Source organism: Enterococcus sp. 7F3_DIV0205 (assembly GCF_002141365.2).
Lineage (GTDB): Bacteria > Bacillota > Bacilli > Lactobacillales > Enterococcaceae > Enterococcus_L > Enterococcus_L palustris.
Window position 1 is genome coordinate 799,139 of record NZ_CP147244.1, and the last position, 18,869, is coordinate 818,007.

At 37.2% G+C, this 18,869-nt stretch carries 18 protein-coding genes; 3 read left to right on the forward strand and 15 right to left on the reverse strand.

All coding sequences use genetic code 11. The annotated features are described in order from the left end of the window. Window positions 1-11: 11 nt before the first annotated feature. The 4 genes from ffh to A5821_RS03720 all read right to left on the reverse strand — a co-directional run bounded on the left by ffh (window position 12) and on the right by A5821_RS03720 (window position 2,539). Window positions 12-1,430, reverse strand: coding sequence for a signal recognition particle protein (ffh, locus tag A5821_RS03705; protein WP_086313197.1), 1,419 nt, complete (start codon window positions 1,428-1,430; stop codon window positions 12-14). Between the two features lie 4 nt (window positions 1,431-1,434). Further along, window positions 1,435-1,773, reverse strand: a complete 339-nt coding sequence (locus A5821_RS03710) for a putative DNA-binding protein (protein WP_086313199.1) — start codon at window positions 1,771-1,773, stop codon at window positions 1,435-1,437. A 66-nt stretch (window positions 1,774-1,839) separates the two neighbouring features. Beyond that, window positions 1,840-1,989: a hypothetical protein gene (locus tag A5821_RS03715; protein WP_170922950.1), complete on the reverse strand. Its 150-nt coding sequence runs from the start codon at window positions 1,987-1,989 to the stop codon at window positions 1,840-1,842. A gap of 76 nt (window positions 1,990-2,065) precedes the next feature. Beyond that, window positions 2,066-2,539, reverse strand: a complete 474-nt coding sequence (locus A5821_RS03720) for a DUF523 domain-containing protein (protein ID WP_086313201.1) — start codon at window positions 2,537-2,539, stop codon at window positions 2,066-2,068. A gap of 145 nt (window positions 2,540-2,684) precedes the next feature. Between A5821_RS03720 and A5821_RS03725 the strand changes: the two genes are divergently transcribed. After that, window positions 2,685-3,398, forward strand: a complete 714-nt coding sequence (locus tag A5821_RS03725) for a response regulator transcription factor (protein WP_086313202.1) — start codon at window positions 2,685-2,687, stop codon at window positions 3,396-3,398. Beyond that, complete coding sequence (locus A5821_RS03730; RefSeq protein ID WP_086313203.1) at window positions 3,395-5,155, forward strand: sensor histidine kinase; 1,761 nt, start codon at window positions 3,395-3,397, stop codon at window positions 5,153-5,155. Before A5821_RS03725 ends, A5821_RS03730 begins: the two co-directional genes overlap by 4 nt. A gap of 61 nt (window positions 5,156-5,216) precedes the next feature. Here the strand turns inward: A5821_RS03730 and A5821_RS03735 are convergent, their stop codons facing one another. Further along, window positions 5,217-6,122, reverse strand: a complete 906-nt coding sequence (locus A5821_RS03735; RefSeq protein WP_086313205.1) for a phosphate ABC transporter substrate-binding protein PstS family protein — start codon at window positions 6,120-6,122, stop codon at window positions 5,217-5,219. Between the two features lie 136 nt (window positions 6,123-6,258). Beyond that, entirely contained in the window at window positions 6,259-7,428 is a 1,170-nt protein-coding gene (locus A5821_RS03740) for a pyridoxal phosphate-dependent aminotransferase (RefSeq protein WP_086313206.1), read from the reverse strand. Window positions 7,429-7,644: 216 nt separating this feature from the next. Between A5821_RS03740 and hisC the strand changes: the two genes are divergently transcribed. After that, window positions 7,645-8,706, forward strand: a complete 1,062-nt coding sequence (gene hisC, locus A5821_RS03745) for a histidinol-phosphate transaminase (protein WP_086313210.1) — start codon at window positions 7,645-7,647, stop codon at window positions 8,704-8,706. A 66-nt stretch (window positions 8,707-8,772) separates the two neighbouring features. Here hisC and A5821_RS03750 read toward each other — a convergent pair whose 3' ends face one another. From A5821_RS03750 to A5821_RS03790, 9 genes are all read right to left on the reverse strand, one after another. Next, complete coding sequence (locus A5821_RS03750; protein WP_086313212.1) at window positions 8,773-9,390, reverse strand: hypothetical protein; 618 nt, start codon at window positions 9,388-9,390, stop codon at window positions 8,773-8,775. Window positions 9,391-9,508: 118 nt separating this feature from the next. Next, window positions 9,509-10,399 (reverse strand): LysR family transcriptional regulator, encoded by an 891-nt coding sequence (locus A5821_RS03755; RefSeq protein ID WP_086313214.1) that lies wholly within the window; start codon window positions 10,397-10,399, stop codon window positions 9,509-9,511. Between the two features lie 14 nt (window positions 10,400-10,413). Beyond that, window positions 10,414-11,115 (reverse strand): carbonic anhydrase, encoded by a 702-nt coding sequence (locus A5821_RS03760; RefSeq protein WP_086313216.1) that lies wholly within the window; start codon window positions 11,113-11,115, stop codon window positions 10,414-10,416. Window positions 11,116-11,292: 177 nt separating this feature from the next. Beyond that, window positions 11,293-11,928 carry an orotate phosphoribosyltransferase gene (gene pyrE, locus A5821_RS03765; protein ID WP_086313218.1) on the reverse strand — a complete coding sequence of 212 codons (636 nt, stop codon included), beginning with the start codon at window positions 11,926-11,928 and terminating at the stop codon, window positions 11,293-11,295. Beyond that, a complete protein-coding gene (gene pyrF, locus A5821_RS03770; protein ID WP_086313220.1) occupies window positions 11,925-12,644 on the reverse strand; it encodes an orotidine-5'-phosphate decarboxylase in 720 nt (239 codons plus the stop codon). The genes pyrE and pyrF overlap by 4 nt, the downstream gene beginning before the upstream one ends. Then, window positions 12,641-13,570, reverse strand: coding sequence for a dihydroorotate dehydrogenase (locus A5821_RS03775; protein WP_086313222.1), 930 nt, complete (start codon window positions 13,568-13,570; stop codon window positions 12,641-12,643). The genes pyrF and A5821_RS03775 overlap by 4 nt, the downstream gene beginning before the upstream one ends. Continuing rightward, on the reverse strand, window positions 13,567-14,349 hold the full coding sequence (locus tag A5821_RS03780) for a dihydroorotate dehydrogenase electron transfer subunit (protein ID WP_086313224.1): 783 nt from the start codon (window positions 14,347-14,349) through the stop codon (window positions 13,567-13,569). Before A5821_RS03780 ends, A5821_RS03775 begins: the two co-directional genes overlap by 4 nt. Window positions 14,350-14,610: 261 nt before the next feature. Then, window positions 14,611-17,790 carry a carbamoyl-phosphate synthase large subunit gene (gene carB, locus A5821_RS03785; RefSeq protein WP_086313226.1) on the reverse strand — a complete coding sequence of 1,060 codons (3,180 nt, stop codon included), beginning with the start codon at window positions 17,788-17,790 and terminating at the stop codon, window positions 14,611-14,613. Beyond that, window positions 17,790-18,869, reverse strand: a complete 1,080-nt coding sequence (locus A5821_RS03790; protein WP_086313228.1) for a carbamoyl phosphate synthase small subunit — start codon at window positions 18,867-18,869, stop codon at window positions 17,790-17,792. The genes carB and A5821_RS03790 overlap by 1 nt, the downstream gene beginning before the upstream one ends.

Sequence of the window (18,869 nt, forward strand, 5' to 3'; positions counted from 1 at the left end):
CTTCATTTTTTTTATTTTTTCTTCTTTTTCTTCTTCTTACTTTTCTTCACCATACGATTCATAGCCATTTTTCCTAATTTACCTTTGATACCTCCACCAAGCATTTGATCCATGCCCGGGATATCCATATTGCCTTTAGACATTTGCTGCATCATTTTTTTAGATTCTTTGAATTGTTTGATCATTCGGTTAACTTCAACGACGTTATTACCAGAACCCGCGGCAATTCTCCGACGGCGACTTGGATTTAGTAAGTCCGGGTTTTCTCGTTCAGCTGGTGTCATTGAAAGTACCATGGCTTTTTTACGTGCTACGTCTTTTGGATCGACTTTGACGTTTTCTAGCCCTGGCATATTATTCATTCCAGGAATCATTTTCAGTAGATCTTCAATTGGTCCCATCCCCATTACTTGATCTAACTGCTCAATAAAATCATTAAAATCAAAGCTATTTTCCTTCATTTTTACTGCAAGTTCTTCAGCTTTTTTCTCATCATAATCTTGTTGGGCTTTTTCGATCAGGGTCAGCATATCCCCCATACCTAAAATACGGCTGGACATACGATCTGGATGGAAAATTTCTAAGTCTGTTAGTTTTTCACCAGAACCGATGAATTTGATTGGTGCGCCAGTGACAGAACGAATAGAAAGTGCCGCACCACCACGCGTATCACCATCAAGTTTTGTGATTACAACTCCTGTGATTCCTAATTGCTGATTGAAACTATCTGCAACATTGACCGCATCTTGCCCTGTCATTGCATCGACAACAAGTAAAATATCATCGGGTTGTGCTACTTCTTTGATTTGTTTTAATTCATCCATCAACGCCTCATCGACATGCAGACGACCTGCCGTATCGATCAAAACATAATCGTTTTTCTTTTCTTTGGCTAACTCCATACCTTGACGAACAATTTCAACAGGGCTAACATCTGTTCCCATATCAAAAACAGGTACATCTAATTGTTGACCTAATACCTTTAACTGATCGATCGCCGCTGGACGATATACATCGGCTGCAATCATCAATGGACGGGCATTTTCATTTTTGATTAAGTGATTTGCCAATTTACCACCAAACGTTGTTTTACCAGCTCCTTGTAAACCAACCATCATGATTACAGTTGGAATACGTTCTGACTTGTTCAAGCCAACTGTTTCGGTTCCAAGTGTAGCGGTTAATTCTTCATCAACGATTTTAACGATTTGTTGCGCTGGCGACAAACTTTCAAGAACTTCCACACCAACTGCACGTTCACGGACACGTTTGGTAAAATCTTTGACCACTTGTAAATTTACATCGGCTTCCAGCAATGCCAAGCGTATCTCTCTCATCATTTCTTTTACGTCTGCTTCAGATACTTTCCCTTTACGACGTAATTTGCTCATTGCCTGTTGTAGGCGATCTGTTAAACTTTCAAAAGCCATAATCTCATTCCTCTACTTCTTGTATTTGTTCTATATAATGGGCTATCGTTGTATCTTTCGGATAGGTTTCGTTTACATAGTTTTTTAGTGTTTCTAGTAATTCTCCACGAACGACATAATCAGAAAATAAATGAAGTTTTTTTTCATATTCTTCTAAAATTTTTTCCGTCCGCTTGATATTGTCATAAACTGCTTGACGGCTGATATCGTATTCCTCAGCTATTTCACCTAAGGAGAAATCATCCGCATAGTACATCTCCATATAATTCATTTGTTTTTCTGTCAACAAAGTGGAGTAAAATTCAAATAATGCGTTCATTCGATTGGTTTTTTCAATTTCCATAGTTTTTTTACTCCTATCTTCAATCCCTTTTAGGTTACCGATTTCAGAGTGATTAGTCAATAGTTCTTATTTGATTTTCACGTTTTTTTCAAATGATTTAATCAATTGATCATAATAACTTTGCGGATTTACACAAAAATCCTTTTTAGATAAGCAGTATTCTATGCTTTCTTGTTGATCATTATTCTGACGATAACTAGGAATAAGATAGTTCATCCCTATAACCTTTCAGATGGATTTCTTGCATTTTTTGTCTTTTATTCATCAAATAATGTTAGTACTCCATTTTCCGTCATTGATATTCCTCACCATTGATGACTGTTTGCCACTCATTTTCTGAAACTACATCCAAGCCTTTGGATATGAAGTAAGCTGTTGCAACACCTGGCCCGTTGCGACGATCACCAGAAAATGTACCATCATAAATGTTACTGCCTCCACACGATGGGCTATTTTCTTTCAAAATAATCGTTGTGACACCTTTTTCAACTAACTTTTGGTAGGCGATAATTGCACCTTGTTTAAATAAAGCTGTCATATCTTCTCCTGTTTTAGTAAGAACTTTGGCTTTGGCATTCCAAACGTCAAAACCATCTCCTCCACTAATTTCAGCAGGTTCCCGAGGTATTGGTAAGCCACCCAAAACTTCTGGACAAACAAGTATTGCTTGACCATTCTCTACTAATTTCTTTAAAGCCGTGATTTCTTTTGACTGACCATCATAGCGGCAGCAAATACCACCAAGGCATGCGCTAATTCCAATCATTTGCTTCCCTCTTTTCAATCTTTATTATTATACCATTTCTTTGACGTTGAAAGTAGTTTTACAAACATTCCATAAAGTTTTTGATAGCTAGGAATCTGTGATAAAATAACCTTGTGATTATTTCGTATTCAAAGGAGCCCAACAGATGAAAAAAGTACTAGTTGTCGATGACGAACCTTCTATTGTAACGTTGTTGACATTTAATTTAGAAAAAGACGGTTATAAGGTGACAACAGCTGTCGATGGTGCAGTTGGATATGAGTTAGCTCTTTCCAATCAATTTGATTTTATTATTTTAGATGTTATGTTGCCGCACATGGATGGTTTGGAAATTACAAAATCATTACGCAGAGAAAAAATCGATACACCGATTTTGATATTGACAGCTAAAGATGATCAAGTGGATAAAATCATTGGATTGGAAATTGGTGCAGATGACTATCTAACTAAGCCTTTTAGCCCTAGAGAAGTTTTAGCCAGGATGAAAGCAATCTTCCGCCGCTTAAAACCTGCGCCAACTAAATCAGAAGATTTTAATGAAGCAGCTAAAGCGCCTTTGGCATTAGGAGAAATCCTTGTGGATGAGCAGAATTATGAAGTGAGCGTGCGTGGTGAAAAAATTGAGTTGACCCCAAAAGAGTTTGAGCTTCTTGTTTACTTTATGAAACGTAAAGATCGAGTGATCGATCGTGATACTTTACTGGACCGAATTTGGAACTATGATTTCGCTGGTCAAAGCCGTATCGTCGATGTACATGTTAGCCATTTGAGAGATAAAATTGAAATCGATCCAAAACGGCCTGCCTATCTAGTCACAGTTAGAGGATTCGGCTATCGTTTTCAGGAGCCTAAAAAATGAGAAAACGTCAGCGTCTTGAATATTGGTTAGTTGGGATCGTGATGCTTGCCTTATTTGTAGGCAGTATTTTTTTAACAAACTCATTTTTTAAAAAAGAGTTATTATCTCAACAAGAAGAATACTTACAAAAAAAAGGAACTCTGATTCTCGATCAACTCTCTCCTAATTTATTTTTGACTCAAAAGTTTTCAGATCAGGAAAAAAAAATCATTGAACATTATGCAACAGACAAAAATGAACGACTGACTTTGATGACTGCCAAAGGAGATATTTTTTACGACAGTGTAGATTCGACGCTTCATGAATCCAGAAGTACTCGTCCCGAAGTAAAAGCTATTCTTTCAGGTGCTGATTTTGGTTCTGCATTAAGAAAAAGCACTACTTTAAAAGAAGAATTACTTTATTTAGCTTTACCCGTCGATAAAGAGGGTGAGCGAATAGGTATCCTTCGCATGTCAGAAGAAACAACACAATTTTCTAACAGTATACAATCATTTAAACGGTATATTTTACTCACTTTGGGGCTATTATTTTTGATTATTACGGCATTTGTTTTTTTATTATTACATCAAAAAAATGAACCACTAGTGACTGTTTTACCTGTTTTGAAAAAAATCGTGAAATACCCAGATGAAGCTCGTTCAATCATTCAAGATTCTCCTGAATGGAATGAACTGTATCAAACAGTCAACCTTTTGAGCCAACAAATGAGTCAAACTTATTTAGCCTATACATCTACTGAAGAGCAATTTCATGCTTTATTAGACGAATTGATGATTGGTGTGTTTATGATTGATGTTGATGGAAAATTACAGCTGATCAATCCTAAAATGCTGGATATTTTAATGATTGCTGAAAAAGATACAGGGAAAGATTACTTTGAAGTAATCAACGAACCTGCTCTGATTCATTTAATACATCAAGTTATTACAGAAAAAAGCTCAATACATCAAGAAATCAAGCTAACCGAATCATTGAATGAAAAAATTCTGGATATCTCTTTAAGATTTATAGAAGAAGATGGCAATAATTACCAAGTGCTAGGAATTGCTTATGATTTAACCCGTGTTAGACAATTAGAAAAAATCCAAAAAGACTTTGTTAGTAATGTCTCACACGAATTAAAAACTCCTGTTACGTCCCTTTTAGGCTTTACTGAAACTCTATTGGATGGTGCTAAAGATGATCCTGAAACCTTATCACAATTTTTAGAGATTATGCAAAAAGATGCGTTGCGTCTGCAACAATTGATTCAAGAAATTCTACAGCTTTCTCGTGATGGAAAGAATATTTCATATGATGACCAAGAAGTTTCCTTATTCTCTTTTACTCAAGAAATTCTACGCTCCTATCGAAAAGCAATCAAAGAAAAGAATCTAACGATTGAAATACTTGGTAACGAGACAATAACCTATACAACAAAGTATGAACTTTTTTATCCGATCGTGAAAAATTTGATTGAAAATGCGATTCAATATTCCCAATCAAATGGAACGATCACAATTGATTTTGGTTTTTCAGATACATTCTTTTATATAGTGAAAGATATGGGGATCGGTATTAGTTTAGAGGATCAAGAGCGAATCTTTGAACGGTTTTACCGAGTCGACAAAGCACGCAGTCGCCATTCTGGCGGAACTGGATTAGGCTTGTCGATCGTGCATAATTATACTGAATTATTAGGTGGTACGGTTATGATCGAAAGTCACTTGGGACTAGGATCAACATTTATAGTAAAGCTACCTAAAAATAAATAAAATAAAACAGCAGCTGGTCGTAAAACGAATCTCACCTGCTGTTTTATTTTAGGGGAAGAATTTACTTTTTGGTGATTGTTCCTGATACATCTCGTTCAACTTTCATCGAAGTCATTGGTAAGTAGCCCAACTCTTTCACAACACCTTCTTGAACATCATCTGTCAACATAAAGTCTAAGAAAGGTTTTACATCAGCATCTGGCTCGCCTTTTGTATACATATGTTCGTAAGACCAGATTTTCCAAGAATTATCCGCTACATTTTCTTCTGTTGGTTTTACATCGTCAATACTCAATGCTAACGTTGAGTCATCCATATAAGAAAAGGCAAGATAACTGATTGCACCTGGTGTTTGTGCAACGATTTGACGAACTGTTCCTGAAGAGTCTTGTTCTTGTGACTGAACAGCCGTTGCGCCGTCAAGTCCCCACTTTTCAAAAGTTGCCCGCGTACCACTGCCACTTGGACGATTGATAACAGCGATTTCTTGATCCTTACCGCCTAGGTCTTTCCAATTTTTAGTTTTTCCAGTAAAAATATCGATCAATTCTTGCTTGCTGATATCCTTGACACCAACTTCTTTATTGACTACAGGCCCCATGCCAACAACTGCTACGCGATGATCAACAAGTTTCGACGCATCAACACCTGATTTTTCTTCGGCAAAAACATCTGAATTTCCAATTGTTACAGCGCCATCAGAGACTTGAGATAGTCCTGTTCCACTACCTCCTCCTTGGACTGAAATCGTATAATTAGGATGTTCAGATATGAACTGATCTTTTGCCGCATCTACTAGAGGCTGCAAAGCGGTTGAACCAACTGCTACAATTTTAACGGGTTGATTACTATTACTGCTCTCTTTAGATTTATTAGTACTCTCGCTAGTTGTAGCTCCTTGATTGCCACACCCTGCGATTAAAAGCCCTACACTTAATACAACTGCCGATAATAAACGTTTCTTCATTCTTACACGTCCTTTTCAATTAGTTACAAGCTTAGTTTAACAAGGTAGTGTTAATTCTGTTTCAACGTTTTGTAAATAACGAGTAAAGGAATGTAAAGGTTTTGTTTAGGCAAAAAACAGTTAGGCGATTGCTCGCTTAACTGTTCGTTTTAATATATGTTCCTATTCTTCTCATTGCTTCTTTTAAGGTAGCCATATCAGCTGCATAGCTAATTCGAACGTACCCTTGTGCTTCTTTACCAAATGCAACTCCTGGAATAATTGCTACTGCTTGTTGCTGAGCTAAATCCACACAAAATTTCATCGAATCTTGTTCGTACCCAGAAGGAATTTTAGCAAAAATGTAAAATGCTCCATTAGGTCGAGCAACTTCAAAACCAAAAGAAGTCATTTGTTCGTAAACAAAATCTCGACGTTCACGGTATTCTTCTTTCATCACTGCAGCATCGTTCATCCCTTCAACTAATGCTCTGACCGCAGCTTTTTGAGAAATGGTAGACGCAGCTGTAACCAAATATTGATGTACTTTGATTATTTCGGCAATTAATTTCTCTGGACCAAAAATAAAGCCAATCCTCCAACCAGTCATTGCATGTGACTTTGATAAACCATTAATCAAAATCGTTTGTTCAGGAATAAACTCAGCGATTGATACATGTTGATCTTCGTATGTCAATTCACTGTATATCTCATCACTGATTACGAAAATCGGATACTTTTTCAATACAGTTGCAATTGCTTGAACTTCTTCACGGTTGTACGTTACGCCAGTTGGGTTACTTGGATAGTTTAAAATAATTGCTTTGACTTGATCACCATGCTCTAACATCGCTGCTTCAATCATTGCAGGTGTCAACACAAAATGGTTTGAGGTCGTATCAATATAAATAGGTTCTGCTTGAGCCAATGTAATTACAGGTTCGTATCCAGGGTAGATTGGGGCAGGCATCAAGACTTTATCACCAGGTTCCAAAATAGATAATAAACTAGCTGAAATCGCCTCAGTGGCTCCTACTGTTACCAAAACTTCAGAAGCTGGTTGATAGCTGACACCATATTTTTCTTTCATAAAAAATGTAGCTGCTTCACGGACATCCGTCAATCCTGCCATGCCTGAATAATGCGAAAAGTTAGCATTGATCGCATCATGGGCAGCTGTTTTTACATGTTCAGGGGTATTAAAATCTGGTTCTCCTAAAGTAAGTTTTATGATCCCTTCGATATCTGTCACCTGCTCATCAAATTGGCGAATCATCGAAACAGCGATTTTTCCTACTTGCTTGTTAAATCTTTTTGTTAAATCCATCAAACCATCCCCTCTTATCTAATCGCCAAATCGACGATAATTAAAATAGTTGTGCTCTCATTTTGTATTTTTCTTAATGGAACTATCATAGCACAAGTCAGCCTAAAATGAAATTTGTATTTCAATTTTAGATTTTTTCTCCCCAAATTCACATTTTCCTCTTGCGAAACTTTCTTCTCTTCTTTATAGTTAAGTGAAATGAAGGGAGAGAACCAGATGAAAGGCATTAGAAAAATCACACCCTATGTTCCGGGAGAACAACCGAATTATTCTGATATGATCAAGTTAAACACCAATGAAAATCCCTATCCACCTTCTCCAAAAGTAGCAGAGAGTTTAAAAAAATTCGATGTTGAACGATTGAAACGATATAGTTCCATTGATAACCTCTCTTTAAAAAAGGCTTTAAGTGCGAAACATAATCTATCTCCTGATCACTTTTTAATTGGTAATGGTTCAGATGAAGTCTTAGCTTTTTGCTTTCTCGCTTTTTTCAATAGCTCTGATCCTATTTTGTTTCCAGATATTACTTATGGCTTTTATAAAGTTTGGGCTGATTTATTTCAAATTCCATTCAAAGAGGTGCCGCTAAACAATAATTTTGAGCTAGTCGAGGAAGACTATACACAACTAAACGGCGGTATCATCATAGCCAATCCAAATGCACCTACAGGTTTGTTCAAACCTCTTGAAGAAATCGAACATTTATTAAAGGACAATCAAGACGTTATCGTGATCATCGATGAAGCGTACATTGACTTTGCTGGTCAGTCTGCCATCTCACTTTTAGATAGATACCCAAATCTGATTATTATTCGAACCTTTTCAAAAGCAAATTCTTTAGCAGGGTTACGAGTTGGTTATGCCATTGGCAATCCAGCGTATATTCAAATTGCAGAAAATATCAAGTCATCATTTAATCCCTATTCTGTTGATATGTTAGCGGAAGATCTAGCTACTGCTGCTGTCGAAGATGAAGCGTATTATGCAGGAATAACTAAAGACATTTGTGAAACGAGAGATTGGTTTTCGAAAAATATTGAAAAATCAGGTTTTTCCTCATTGGTTTCCAAAACAAATTTTGTGCTGATAACGCATCCTGATTTGATAATAAAGGAGCTTTATCTTTACTTGGAAGCACACAATATCTTTGTTCGTTACTTTCCAAAAATAAAACGGCTGAACAATTATTTACGCATTTCGATTGGTACGCAAAAAGAAATGGAAGCCGTGAATCAGTTACTAAATCGTTTTGTTAAAGAAACAAAAAATAGTTGAAAGAACGGAGGTTGGGATATAACTCTAAAAGTCACACCCCAACCTCCTTCTTATATAACAATAGGATTAATTTGTTACATCTTTTATAGAATCCAACATATTTTCCAACTCTTTACCATATTTTTTCTTTTTGCTGTTCATTGTCCAAGCCATTCTCTGAGCATAATGTCCTGCATCTGATTCCACTAGATCATACACATAGTAGAATCTAAGACCATCCATCTTAGCGGTCATTAAACGACGAGTTCCTTTCCAGCCGTTAAGATCAATCGGTTTTTCTGTCTCTTCTTCGACCTCTACCGGAAATTCTGTCACTTCTTTAAATCCTTCAAAACCATCGTAGTCTTCTTTTGATTCACTTAAAACAGCAACATACATCATTTTGTCTTCATGCTCTAACCCAACATCTGCATCATCGTTTAATTCCGTTGGGTCTATTTCTACCCAGCCATCAGGCAAGGAAACAGAAAAAGTACCATTTTCAGTCTCAATGATTTCTTCAATCTCATCCTCACTACTAGCTTTAGTGGATGATTCATTTTTTGATTTTGCAGGGGCTTTTTTCTGTTCAGTTTTTTCTGTATTTGTCACTTGTTTACTATTTTTTTCAACTGTAGCACAACTTGTTAAGAGAAGACCTAACCCTAAAATAATGAAAGTTTTCCCAACTTTATTCCTTTTCACTTGATGCTCTCCTTTTTCTGATCTCTTTATTGTCCTATAAAACACTATAGTTCTCTTATTCACTCAACTTAGAAGGTTGTAAGCTACTCCCTATGCCTAGACAAAATCTTTGTGTATTTCAAAACAGTTGCTTTAATTCTTTCATAAAAAATTGCCCAATTGTACTGATGGTACGATTTTTTTGATAAAGGACACAGATTTTGTTATTCGTACTTTCTGCTAAAGGGACTAACCTAATTTCTTTTTTCGTAAATCCAGTCACTACACCCGATCCTGATGCATACGCATCTGTCTCTACAAGTAAATTCATCAACGTCCCTCGATCATTTGTATAGATCACTGTTTCTTGCTCCTGATTTTCAATTAAATCTTCTGAAAAATAAGCAAAATTACTCCCTTCTTGTGTAAATCGAACTTGAGGATAGCAGCATAGTTGTTCTAACTCTATCTCCTTTTGTTTCGCTAAAGGGTGGTTTTTGCCAAGAAAAATATGGGTTTTAAAGCTTCCAACAACCTCGTATGTTAAATTTGCTTGTTCTAAATATCGTTCGATTCCAGATTGATTTTGACTATTTAAATAAATGATTCCCAGTTCACTGTGATAACTTTTTACATCTTCGATCACTTTTAGAGTTGTTGTTTCAAAAACCCGAAAATTTTTATACTGGTCTTTGAATTGTTGGATGACTTTGCCCATTACTTCTCCTAAGAAATCATAATGCTGAGATGAAATCGAAAAACGTTCACTCTTCGTCACTTCTTGATAACGATTTTCAATTATTTCCATTTGGGTCAAAATTTTTTCCGCATGTTCTAAAAAGGTCAACCCTTCTTCAGTCAATGAAGCACCTTTATTGGTACGAATAAATAAAGTTACACCGATTTCTTCTTCCAATTCACGAATACCGTTAGAAAGACTTGGTTGTGTGATAAAAAGTTTTTTTGCAGCTTCTCTAAAACTACCATTGTTTGCAACAGCTACAACGTATTTCATCTGTTGAATATTCATAGATGCCCTCCGTCTTATTCAGAAAAATAGATTTTACGTCCATTCAACGCTTGGACTGGGCGATTATTAAATGGTAGCATGCCTTCATCGATCCGCTCAAAAAAATCTTGATCCATTTTCTGAATAGAATCGAAAACAAACCAATGAACAGGTCCTTTTGTTGGTGGTGTCGTTAATGAACCTAAATAATGAAAATGTGATTTTTGTTCTGGCAAAAAGATCGAAGGATTAAACCATTGTTGATGGGTTTCCGAATTCCATTCCAGTGTGGTTTGATTTTTTGAAAACCTATTGTCATCTTTTGTAATCGTAAATAAGCAACCCACAACTAAATTATCACCAGAATTATTCATGTGAACAAGATGGAATTCCAGCGGAGCATGTTCTCCATCAAATGTATGCTCACTTGGTGTGTGAAAGTGAATATCTGTTAAATAATATTTTTCATCTTCAAAAACCACATAGCTTTCTGTATTTGGTGGAATGAAATGAAACGTGTTTTTAAATTCTTTTTCAGTAAATTCTTCTGTTTTATAAAAAAAATCAATCTCTCTATTCGTAGAGTCTCCATTGATTAAGTTTTTTGACAAATTGATTGGCGATTGATAAGGATATTTCGCGCCGGTTGAAAACCAATCACAAAGCGTGTGCCAATGTTCAGGACCAAGCTCACCTTCATATCCCCATTCTACGTCCATATTTCGAATATTTTTCATCAAACCCCACCTTTTGATTTTATTGTTTAAATAACTTTATACTAATTACTATAAACAGTCAATTTTCAACCGCTGCTTTGTATTTTATCAAAGTATAACACACCTGAATACAGCCATCTATCAATAAAAAAGTATAACTTTTGATTCCTATCAAAAATTACACTTTTATATTTTTAACTATTTATTTAACCAATTTTCAGGATCTTGTTTCCAGTTTTTTAATAGTGTAACATCATTTTCCTCGATATAATTCGATTCCAAAGCAGCTTCAATCAAAGTTGAATAATTCGTTAATGTAAGTAAGTTCATCTTTTGCTCTGCAAATTTTTCTTTGCCTTTCGGTAATTCATAGGTAAATATTGCAGCGACACCCAAAACGTCTGCTCCTTCACGTTTTGCCGCGTCTGTTGCTTCAAGGACGCTACCGCCAGTTGAAATCAGATCTTCGATCACAACCATTTTTTGCCCCTTAAAAATTCGACCTTCGATTTGATTTCCTTTTCCATGTTCTTTAGCTTTGCTTCTGATGTAAACCATTGGCAGATCTAAAATATCCGCAACCCAAGCTGCATGAGGAATTCCCGCAGTTGCTGTTCCCGCAATAACTTGCACATCTGGATATGTTTCTTTGATTTTTTCTGCTAATCCTTTAGCGATATCTTTACGCACAACTGGATAACTCATTGTGATACGGTTATCACAGTAAATCGGACTTTTAAGGCCGCTAGCCCAAGTAAAAGGCTCATTTGGACTTAAAAATACTGCTTCAATTTCTAGTAAATCCTTGGCAATTTTTTTAGCTAATTCGGTCATTTATTTTCTCCATTCCACTCATTTTTTATTGATAGATATGCTTCATATGGCTTTTTGGCTTGAGTTATTGGTCGTCCTACTACAATATATGTCGAACCAATTTTTCTTGCATCTGTTGGTGTCACTACACGTTGTTGATCTCCTACCTCGCTGCCGCTTGGGCGTATACCAGGTGTTAAACAAACAAAAGACTCACTCGTTGCTTGATGGATGTCTTGGGCTTCTAATGCAGAACAAACAACCCCATCTAGCCCCGCTGTCTCTGTACACTTAGCATAATGAATCACACTATCTTTTAATGGAACTTCAATCAATTGATCGTGCTGCATTTCTTGTTCACTTGTTGAAGTAAGTTGTGTTACAGCAATCAAAATCGGAATCTTCGCACCATTTCTCGTCCCTTTTTTTAGTCCTGCCATAGCCGCTTTCATCATTTTGATCCCGCCAGCTGCATGTACATTGGTGATATCGACACCAAGTTTTGCAAGACCAACCATTGATTTTTCAACAGTATTAGGAATGTCATGTAATTTCAAATCAAGAAAAACAGAATGCCCCAATGCTTTTAACCAACGAACTATTTCTGGTCCTTCTTGATAAAATAGTTCCATTCCAACTTTTACAAATAATGACTCTTCCTTAGGAAACTTGTCTAAAAAGGTTTCTACTTCAATTTTTGAAGGAAAATCTAAAGCGATGATCGGTCGTTGACTCATTGATTTTTTCCCTCCCTAACATCTTTGATTAGTTGCTCTAATGATTCAATACCAAGTTCAGCCATTCTTTTAGGCAAAGCATCGATCAATTTAGGACAAATATAAGGATCTGTAAAATTAGCCGTTCCTACTCCTACAGCACTTGCTCCTGCCATAAACATTTCTAATACATCATCTACCGTTTGTACACCACCCATACCAATGATCGGCAGATTGGATACTTGAGAAACTTGATGAATCAATCGAATAGCAACAGGCTTGATTGCAGGACCTGATAACCCTCCTGTTTGATTGGCTAGGACTGGACGGCGAGTTTTTAAATCGATTCGCATTCCTAGTAGTGTATTGATCATCGAAAAGCCATCAGCACCTCCTGCTTCGATTGCTTGTGCAACTGGCACAATATCTGTCACGTTGGGAGAAAGTTTCACATAAATCGGAACTTTGGCCACTTTTTTTACAGCTTGTGTTAATTGAAACGCAACATCCGGATCAGTCCCAAAGGCAATACCGCCATGTTTTACATTTGGACACGAAATATTTAATTCGATTGCTTTAACATTAGGAGCATCACCAATTTTACTACAAACTTCTACGTAATCTTCTTCACAGGCCCCAGCAACATTGGCAATAATTGGTAAATCATAGGCCTCTAAAGCTGGAAGTTTAGTCTGCATCACTACATCTAAACCTGGATTCTGTAAACCAATTGCATTTAGCATACCGCTAGGTGTTTCTGCCACTCTTGGGGTTGCATTTCCAAAGCGCGCCTTGGGTGTTGTTGCTTTGACCATGATTGAACCTAATTTACTAAGATCATAATATTTAGCGTATTCCTCACCAAACCCAAAACAACCACTAGCTGGGATGATCGGGTTTTTTAATTCTAAACCAGGAATACTGATCGCTAACGAATTTTGCATCATAAAACCACCTCACTGGCTCTAAAAATCGGCCCTTCATCACAAACTTTGACACTTTTCGTTCCAGTTTCATCATCTGGTACATGACATACACAAGCGTAACAGGCGCCCATTCCACAAGCCATCCGTTGTTCTAAAGAAAGAAAAACGTTCGGATTTTCAGAAAAAACTTGGGCAACCATTTTCAACATGCCATTAGCACCGCAAGCATACACTGCGTCAGGTTGCTCTTCTTTAATAGCTTCTAGTATCAGGTTACCGACATTTCCTTCTACGCCAAAAGAACCATCATCTGTTGCAAATCGTGTGTCACTTAAAGCCATAAATTCTTCTTGAAAATACGCAACTTCTTTTGACGCATAACCGAGAAAATGGACAACTTCAATGCCTTTTTGCTTCAATTGTTTCGATAATTCATACAGTGGCGGAATGCCGATCCCACCGCCAATGACATACGCTTTTTGACCGCTAGACAGACAATCAACATCAAATCCATTTCCTAAAGGTCCTAGCACATCTAAAGTATCTCCAGCAGAAAGTTCCGAGAAGATTTTAGTCCCATCTCCTTCTGTGCGATAAATGATTGTACAGGTTTTGTCTTCTTTATTAATTTGATTGATGCTGATCGGTCTTCTTAAAAGCATATCCGCTCGTGGAACTTTGATATGAAGAAACTGACCTGGTTTTTCCATTTCATTGACTAACTCACCCGTTAACGTCAATTGGAAAATTCTAGGTGCTAATTGTTGTTGAGACGTAATCGTCATTATTTCCTGTTTCATGTATTCCGCTCCTTTGCAACTTTTATTGTAGTAAAAGAGGGTGGACGGAAGTGTCTAACTCCGAAAAATATGAGGGAATTCACGAAAATGACAAGAAACACGGATTTTTTAATTCTGATGTTGAATGGTTCCTAATCGGTGCTTTTCAATTTTTTTGAATTCTCTCTTACTTTTAACAGGAGTTGCTTCTGCTTCCACCGTTTATTGCGATTCCTTGAGTCAAGCATATAACTCGTAGTGTTATGCCTCTAGCACTTTAGTTTAAATCGACTGAGTTGAAAAAGCTCGTGATTCTAAAACTTTTAAGATAGCTTCGGCTGTGTCTAATGAAGTGAATAATGGAACGCCATGTTCTACTGCTTCTCGACGAATCAAAAATCCATCTTGAGTTAGGTCAGAACGATTTTTATCCATCGTATTCACAACAACCTGAGCTTCACCACTTCGGATCAAATCAAGTACAGTTTCTCCACCTTGGTTGATTTTAAGCACTGTTTTAACCAACAAACCATTGTCTGTTAAAAATTTTGCAGTACCTTGTGTCGCAATCAAGCTATAACCGATTTCATTGAACCGTTTTGCTAAAGCCAGCGCTTCTTCTTTTGTTTCATCTGCAATTGTAAACAAGACAGCTCCGAAACTTGGTAAATGAAGTCCAGAAGCTTCAAAAGCCTTATATAATGCTTTTTCTAAACTATAGTCTGAACCCATCACTTCACCAGTTGATTTCATTTCAGGCCCCAAGTACGTATCTACTTTTTGAAGTTTAGTGAAAGAGAACACTGGTGCTTTGATGTGTACTTGCTGACTCTCAGGATATAGACCATTTTGATAGCCTAAATCCGTTAATTTTTCACCAAGAATAGCTTTCGTTGCTATTTGAGCCATTGGAATTCCTGTGATTTTGCTTAAAAAAGGGACTGTTCGACTAGCTCGTGGATTGACTTCAATCACATAAACTTTCTCTTCATGGATTACAAATTGGATATTCATCATACCAATACAATTTAAACCGATTGCAAGTTTTTTAGTATAATCTGCAATTGTCTGTTGAATGTCATTTGACAAAGTTTGCGGAGGATAAACAGCCATCGAATCTCCCGAATGAACACCAGCACGTTCAATATGTTCCATGATGCCTGGTATCAAGACCGTTTGACCGTCACAAATCGCATCAACTTCACACTCTTTCCCCAAGAGATAGCGATCAACTAACACTGGATGTTCTGGTGAAGCTTTTACCGCGTTGCGCATGTAATCTTCTAAATCTCTTTGATTTTCCACAATTTCCATCGCTCGTCCACCTAGTACATAGCTTGGGCGAACCAATACTGGATAACCAATTTTATTTGCCACCGCTACAGCTTCTTCAGCACTCGTAGCAGTATCTCCTGGTGGTTGCGGAATATCTAAGGCCTGTAAGGCTTGTTCAAATAAGTCTCGATTTTCAGCTCGATCTAAATCCTCGATCGACGTTCCTAAAATCTTGACACCTTGTTTTACTAATGGCTCAGCTAAATTGATTGCTGTTTGACCGCCGAATTGAACAATAACGCCTGTTGGTTGTTCAAGTTCGATCACATTCATGACATCTTCTAAGGTTAAAGGTTCAAAATAAAGTTTATCTGAAATTGAAAAATCTGTTGAAACAGTTTCAGGATTACTGTTCATAATAATTGCTTCAAAACCCGCTTCTTGAATTGCTTTGACTGAATGAACTGTTGCATAGTCAAACTCGACCCCTTGACCGATTCTGATTGGACCTGAACCTAAAACTAATACTGATGGTTTTTCAGAGCGAATACTCTCATTTTCAAATTCATAGGTGCTATAAAAATAAGGTGTTTGAGACTCAAATTCGGCCGCACAAGTGTCTACCATTTTATAAACTGGCAGAATCATTTGTTCATGGCGGTAATCAGCAACCTCTTGTTCACTCATATGCCATAACTCAGCAATTTTTTTATCGGTAAAACCATTCTGTTTCGCTTCTTTCAATGTCTCAACATCCTTGATATTTTGCTCTAAGGACGTTTCCAACTCAACGATATGAAGCAATTTATCAAGAAAGAATAAATCGATTTTAGTCAACATAGCTAAATCTTCAATCGTAAACCCTCTTCGAATAGCCTCTGATAGGTAAAATAAACGATCATCTTGAGCTTTTACAATTTTTTCAGTCAATAATTCATCACTAACGTCTTGTATTTCCTTCAACTCATTATGATAAGCGCCAATTTCAAGTGAACGGACAGCTTTTAATAAGGACTCTTCAATGTTTCGACCAATCGCCATAACTTCCCCTGTCGCTTTCATTTGAGTTCCTAAACGGCGTTCACCTTTTTCAAATTTATCAAAAGGCCAACGGGGAATTTTAGCTACAACATAATCTAAGGCGGGTTCAAATTCCGCATAAGTTGTTTCTGTGACTGGATTTTTCATTTCATCTAAGGTAAGTCCCACAGCGATTTTGGCTGCCAGCTTAGCAATTGGATACCCTGTAGCTTTGCTCGCCAACGCTGACGAACGGGAAACACGTGGATTGACTTCTATTACATAATAATTGAAACTATGAGGATCTAAAGCCAATTGAACATTACAGCCGCCTTCTATTTTCAATGCTCTAATGATTTTAAGAGAGGCATCACGCAACATTTGGTATTCATGATCGGATAATGTCTGGCTGGGTGCAAAAACAATCGAGTCACCTGTATGAATTCCCACAGGATCAAAATTTTCCATATTACAAACAACGATTGCATTATCAGCAGAATCACGCATCACTTCATATTCTATTTCTTTAAAACCCGCAATGCTTTTTTCAATCAGACATTGAGTCACTGGTGATAACTTCAACCCATTTTCAGCAATAATACGTAGTTCTTCTTCATTATCGCACATTCCACCGCCTGTTCCGCCTAAGGTGAATGCTGGACGAACAATGATTGGGTAACCAATTGTATTCGCAAACGCTACTGCTTGTTCAACTGTATTTACAATTTCACTTTCAGGAATCGGTTGTTCTAATTCTTCCATCAATTGCTTAAATAAATCCCGGTCCTCAGCTTGGTCGATGGCATTTAGTTTTGTCCCTAATAACTCTACATTCAATTCGTCCAAAATACCTGATGCTGCAAGATCCATTGCCATATTCAGCCCTGTTTGTCCACCTAAAGTCGGAAGTAACGCATCAGGACGCTCTTTTCGTACAATACGAGAAACAAATTCTAGTGTAATTGGCTCGATGTACACTTGATCTGCAATTTCTTTATCTGTCATGATTGTAGCAGGGTTTGAGTTTACCAAAACAACTTCATAGCCTTCTTCTTTCAAAGCAAGACAAGCCTGAGTACCGGCGTAATCAAATTCAGCAGCTTGACCAATGATGATCGGTCCTGAACCGATGACCATGATTTTCTTGATATCTGTTCTTTTTGGCATTAGTCTTGCTCCTTCCATGCATCCATTAATTCCATAAACTCGTCAAACAAATGAAGTCCATCATGCGGACCAGGAGCAGCATCTGGATGATACTGAACTGTGAAGGCTGGATATTGACGATGTCTCACCCCTTCAACTGAACCGTCATTTACTTCCACATGAGTAACCATCAATTTCTCAGGATCGACAGTTTTTTCATCTACTGCATATCCATGATTTTGTGAAGTAAAATCGATTTTTCCAGTTGCGATTTCTCGAACTGGATGATTCAAGCCTCTATGACCAAATTTCATTTTGTACGTATCCGCTCCATTGGCTAAAGCAAACAATTGATGCCCTAAGCAAATGCCGAAAATCGGTACTTTTCCTTGGATTTCTTGAATCATTTTAATTGCTTCTGGCACATCTTTAGGATCTCCAGGTCCATTTGTCAACATCACACCATCAGGAGAAAGTTCTAAAATTGTTTCAGCACTTGTGTTGTAAGGTAATACAGTCAAGTTACAATGACGTTTCGACAATTCTCTTAAAATACTATGTTTCAAGCCAAAGTCAACTACTACTACATTGCGCCCAATTCCAGGACTCGGATATGGCTTAGTAGTGGAAACTTGTGCCACTTGATTTTTAGGCAAAACAGTTGCTTTCAATTGGTCAAATTCGTGTGTCAAATCATCATCAGCATCAATGAATCCAGCTTTCATCGTTCCGACCGACCGAAGTTTTCTTGTTAATGCCCGAGTATCAATGCCAGAAATTCCAGGTATCCCTTTTCTTTTTAAAAATTCGTCCAACGTCATTTGCGCACGCCAATTCGAAGCAAGTCGAGCATGCTCTTTTACTACTACGCCCTTACAAGTTGGGGAGATTGATTCATAATCATCACGATTGACACCATAATTCCCAACCATTGGATAGGTAAATGTAATGATTTGACCATTGAAACTTTGGTCAGTGATCGTTTCTTGATAGCCTGTCATACTTGTTGTAAACACGATTTCTCCAACAACATTGACCTCTGCACCAAATGCTTTTCCTTCAAAAACGGTTCCGTCTTCTAGTATCAATAGTCGCTTCAA